Source organism: Pseudorhodoplanes sp. (assembly GCF_035565855.1).
GTDB lineage: Bacteria > Pseudomonadota > Alphaproteobacteria > Rhizobiales > Xanthobacteraceae > Pseudorhodoplanes.
Window position 1 is genome coordinate 1 of sequence record NZ_DATMRX010000149.1, and the last position, 4,679, is coordinate 4,679.

5 protein-coding genes are annotated in these 4,679 nt (G+C 64.0%); 2 read left to right on the top strand and 3 right to left on the bottom strand.

The features are described 5' to 3' along the window. The coding region (locus VN004_RS08335; protein ID WP_325608864.1) for an endo-1,4-beta-xylanase at window positions 1-644 on the bottom strand (644 nt) is incomplete at its 3' end. Window positions 645-930: 286 nt separating this feature from the next. Here VN004_RS08335 and VN004_RS08340 point away from each other — a divergent pair. Both VN004_RS08340 and VN004_RS08345 read left to right on the top strand, forming a co-directional pair. Continuing rightward, complete coding sequence (locus VN004_RS08340; RefSeq protein WP_325608866.1) at window positions 931-1,806, top strand: FkbM family methyltransferase; 876 nt, start codon at window positions 931-933, stop codon at window positions 1,804-1,806. A gap of 16 nt (window positions 1,807-1,822) precedes the next feature. Further along, complete coding sequence (locus tag VN004_RS08345) at window positions 1,823-3,082, top strand: glycosyltransferase (protein WP_325608868.1); 1,260 nt, start codon at window positions 1,823-1,825, stop codon at window positions 3,080-3,082. Window positions 3,083-3,122: 40 nt separating this feature from the next. Here the strand turns inward: VN004_RS08345 and VN004_RS08350 are convergent, their stop codons facing one another. Further along, window positions 3,123-4,322, bottom strand: coding sequence for an alpha-hydroxy acid oxidase (locus VN004_RS08350; protein ID WP_325608870.1), 1,200 nt, complete (start codon window positions 4,320-4,322; stop codon window positions 3,123-3,125). Further along, window positions 4,315-4,679: NAD(P)-dependent oxidoreductase (locus tag VN004_RS08355; protein ID WP_325608872.1), on the bottom strand; the 365-nt coding region annotated here is incomplete at its 5' end. The genes VN004_RS08350 and VN004_RS08355, both read right to left, overlap by 8 nt.

Consider the following 4,679-nt stretch of genomic DNA (forward strand, 5'->3'; position numbering starts at 1 on the left):
CAGCGATATTCCAGGAAGGCCTCGTTCAGCACGAGCCGCCCGTGCGGATCGGCCTGCCTGGCCCGACGGAAGCTGCGCGCGATGTAATCGCGCCCGAGCGCCGCATACCACGGTCCGCCGCGCAGACCGCCTTCGTTCCGGCTATCGACCCAGATCGGTTCGTTTACGACGTCCCAGGAATGCACGCGGCCAGAGTACCGGCCGGCGACCTCGTCGATGTGGCGATCCAGCAGCCGCGTCATCTCGGCGGAAGACAGCCGGCGCGTCCAGTCCGGCATGTTGTCGTTCCAGATCAGCGTATGTCCGCGCATCTTGAGCTTGTGCTCGTCCGCGAACTCGAACAGGCGATCGACTACGGTGAAATCCGCGACCTCGGACGCAGCCCGGATCGAGCCGAATTTCATGCTGTAATCGGGCGTCAGGATCGCGCATTCCCGGGCCAGGAGCTGCGCATAAGCCGGGCTTCGGTAAATGTGCTGGTCGAAGGCTGAGCCGAACAGGATGTTACGCTTGCCGGCAACATCGCGGGCCTTGTTCGCCAGCGAGGCCTGGGCCAGCGCCGGCGGCGCTTGCAGAGCTCCTGCAATCATTGCGGCAAGGCCGGCTAGCGTCTGGCGGCGGTTCATCGGTTTCGTCGCGTGCATCGGCGGGCGACTAACATGGCCAAACGAGAGCGGTCAAAACAACGAAATGTCAGAACGTATCGGTTCCAGCCATGATCGCTGGTTAACCTAACCGCCCGGATTTTCTGATTGATCGCGCCGGTTATGGGAGAATGTCGGCCTGCAGAGTGTGGTGCGGAGCCGTTCTGAAATCGCGGAACGAGATTACCAAACGGCAATGTCGCGGGCGGGATCGATCCAAGATTTCGTGCGTCTTCGCCGACCCAAATTCCTGGAACCACTTCGAGTAACAAGAAGCTTTTTGAACATGAGCACTTACGACGTCGAAATGGCCCGGCTGAATAGTCCGAAGCAGAAACTTCTGTCCTCGTTTCCGGGTGTCGCGGTCTATGCGCGCTATCTCAAGGCGCTGCTGCGCGGCGAGGCTGAATTGCGGCTGCTGCCGTGGCTCTGCAATCGCGGTCTCGTCACCGTCGATGCCGGCGCGCATCACGGCATTTTTACGCTGGGTGCGAGCCTGTTCTCGCGGCAGGTCGTCGCCGTCGAGCCGCAAGCCCACCTGACCGGTGCGCTGCGCCGCTCGATCCCCTCGAATGCGACACTGGTGGAGGGCGCGCTCTCCGACAAGCCGGGCGAAGCGATGCTGATGATTCCCCTCCACGAATGGGACAGCCGCGCTCACCTTGCTTCGAAGCCGGAGGACAGCGGCGAATGGCGCATGCAGCGTGTGCCCTTGTACCGCATGGATGCCGTCGTCCGGGAGCGCGTCGGCTTTGTGAAGATCGATGTCGAAGGTCATGAACGCGAGGTGCTGGAAGGCGCAACGCGGATCATCGAGAACGATCGTCCGGCCTTTCTGATCGAAATAGAGGAGCGGCACCGGGCCGGTTCGGTTGCGGATATCACGCGGTTCATGGAAGACCGCGGCTATCATTGTTATTTCGTCCGCGACGACAGGATCCGGCCGTTCGCCGAATTCGATCTGGCGCGCGACCAGGCGCCCTCGCTGATCGGTGTGGGCGACCGCGCCAACTACAAGGACTACATCAACAACTTCATCTTCGTGACGCCGGGCTTCCGTCTGCCCGACATGGTCCCGTCACCGCGTGAAGCCTTGTCGGTCAGCATCCGACGGATGCTGGGCCGCGGCGAACGCGATCACGCGCCGCGCGATCAACGCTAGCATTTTGAAATCCGCCATGCTGGCACGACAGGAGCTCACCGAAATCTCGAGCGGGGCCGACCTTGCGGGCGCATCGACCGCAAGGCACATGCTGGTCCTCGTTCATCCCATCGATCCGCGCGGCAACAAGGTCGGCGGCATCGAAACCCATGTGCGGATGATGATCACGCACGCGCCGCGGGACTGGCAGGTCCTCCTGGTCGGCGTGGACGGACGCGGCGATTGTCGCCTCGGCGAGACGCAGCAGCTCAGCCTCGACGGCCGGGTGTTCGATTTTCTCCCCGTTCTGCATTTCGCGGAGGACCAGACGCGGGCCGCTCGCTCGCTGTTCTCTTCGCTGACCTTCCGCTTCGGCACGGGCCTGATCCGTTATCTCCCGGCGCTCCGACGGATCGTGCGCGCGGCGCCCGCCGCAACAATCGAATTGCAGCGCTTCGAATTCGCGGCGCTCGGTCCACTGCTCGGGCGTCCGGTCGTGCAGGTGATCCACGGTGAGGGCACCAAAGACGACAAGATGGATTCGCTGATCAAGAAATTCTGGTTCCTCCACGAGACGAACCAGAAGATCGCGGTCGCGCTGGCCCACCGGATCATCTGCGTCAATCCGAACATTCTGTCGACGCTCGAGCGCGAGAAGCCAAAGGCCGCGAGGCGCGCGGTCTTCATGCCGGTGGCGGTCGATGCCGATATCTTCACGGCGTCCCCCTTCGATATCGGCGACGGGATTTTCCGCGTGGTGTTCGCGGGCCGCTTCGACGAATTCAAGGACCCGCCGCTGATGTTCCGCACGCTGCGCAGGGTTCACGACAGGCTGGGCGGGAAATTCGAGTTTCACTACATCGGCACCAGCGATCCGGAACGTTATTCCGAGTTCGCGCTGGTCCGGCCCTTCACCGTATTTCATGGCTTCCGCACGCCGCGCGAGGTGGCCGGGATCATGAAGCGCTGCCACTCGGGTGTCCTGACCTCCTGGTTCGAGGGGATGCCGTGTTATCTGCTTGAGTTGCTGGCGTCGGGTCGTCCAATCGTCGCGGTCACGCTGCCTCAATACAAGCTCGTCGTGCAGAACGGAAAGAACGGTTATCTGGTCGATCGCCACGACGATGTCGAAGGATTGGCCGACACGCTGGCCGAGCGATTTGTCGAGACATGGTCAGCCATCAAATCCGGCCGGATGTCGCCGGACGAGATCCGCGAGCATGCGATGCCGTACTCGGTCGACGTGCAATTGCATCAGCATTTCACGCGGCACCGCGAGCTGGCAGTTCGCCGGTAAGCCGGGCACCTGCGCTGATCTGGTTGGCGCCAGCCGGATCTCAGCGCGCGATACGCATCACACGTCCCTCGAGCTCCGACACATCGCGGGAGCCGAGGAAGGCGAAATTGCGGTGCACTTCGCTGCGCAACAGATCGATCGCGCGGCGCACGCCAGGCTCGCATCCGATCGCAGCGGCATAGAGAAACGGCCGGCCGGCAAACACGAAGGCCGCGCCCAGCGCCAGCGCCTTGATCACGTCGCTGCCGCGGCGGATGCCACTATCCATCATCACCGTCATTTCATGGGCAACGTCAGCGATGCGCGGAAGCACGCGCAACGGGGCTGCCGCGCCGTCAAGCTGGCGGCCGCCGTGGTTCGACACGATGACGCCGTCGCAGCCGATCCGGCGCGCTTTGTCCGCATCGGCCGCGGCAAGGATGCCTTTGACGATCAGCTTGCCCTGCCAGCGGTCGCGGATCCATTCGAGGTCGGTCCAGGACAGCGAGTCGCGCAGATGTGCGCGGGTCGCGGCATTGGAAAACACCGCCATGCCGCGCTCGGCCGCGGAATTCTCGTAATAGGGCATGCCGTGACGGCGCAGCGTCCGCAATGCGGTGCCGAACAGCCAGCGCGGGTGCGTGCCTGCGTCGAGCGCGAGCTTCAGTGTCGGGCGCAGCGGCGAGGTGTAGCCGGCCCGCACCAGATTTTCGCGGTTGCCGCCGACCGGGACATCGGCTGTCACCACGAGATGCTGGAAACCGGCGGAGGCGACACGATCGATCAGCGCGCCGATGGCGCCGCGCTCGACCGGCAGATAGGCCTGAAACCATGCGCGGGGATTGGCCTTCGCCACCTCTTCCATGCGCACGAGCGACGCCCCGCTCAGGATGAACGGCACATTCTCCGTCGCCGCCGCCGACGCGAGGGCGAGGTCGGCGCGATAACCGGCGAGGCCCGATCCGCCCATTGGCGCGATGCCGAACGGCGCGCTGTAGCGCTCGCCGAACAACGTTGTCGCCGTGGTGCGTGACGACACGTCGATGAGAACGCGGGGATGGAAATCGTAGTCAGCGAATGCCGCGCGATTCTCATGGCGCGAGGCATTCGTTTCAACGCCGCCGGAAATGAACGAGAAGATGCAATGCGGCAGATAACGCTGTGCGGCGGGCTCCAAATCCTCCAGCGAGAGGATATCGCGCAACTGGCGGGACAGAACCGGCGGCTCGACCGCGGCGGGATCGCGAGTGACGTCACGCATGGCCGAGCGCCTTTGCAAAGCGTTCTTGAAAGCGCGGTAGCACTTCGGGATTGAGCATCCGCTGCGGGCGACCGCCGCGCAGGATGTCGATCAGCTGTTCCGCGGCCATCAGCGCAAGACGCCGCCGCGCCGCGTGCGTCACGCCCGCGGTGTGCGGGCTTGCGATCACATTCGCCAGCGACAGCAGCGGATGATCGGCCGGCGGCGGCTCCTGCTCCCACACATCTACACCTGCACCTGCAAGGTGGCCGCTCTTGAGCGCCTCGTAAAGTGCCATCTCGTCATGGATGCCGCCGCGTGCCGCGGTGACGAAGAACGCGCCCTTTTTCATCAGCGCATATTCGCGTCGGCCGATCA

Excerpts from the sequence above, each read along its gene's own strand:
- VN004_RS08350 (WP_325608870.1), bottom strand. The coding sequence starts at position 4,322 with ATGCGTGACGTCACTCGCGATCCCGCCGCGGTCGAGCCGCCGGTTCTG.
- VN004_RS08345 (WP_325608868.1), top strand. The coding sequence starts at position 1,823 with ATGCTGGCACGACAGGAGCTCACCGAAATCTCGAGCGGGGCCGACCTT.
- VN004_RS08340 (WP_325608866.1), top strand. The coding sequence starts at position 931 with ATGAGCACTTACGACGTCGAAATGGCCCGGCTGAATAGTCCGAAGCAG.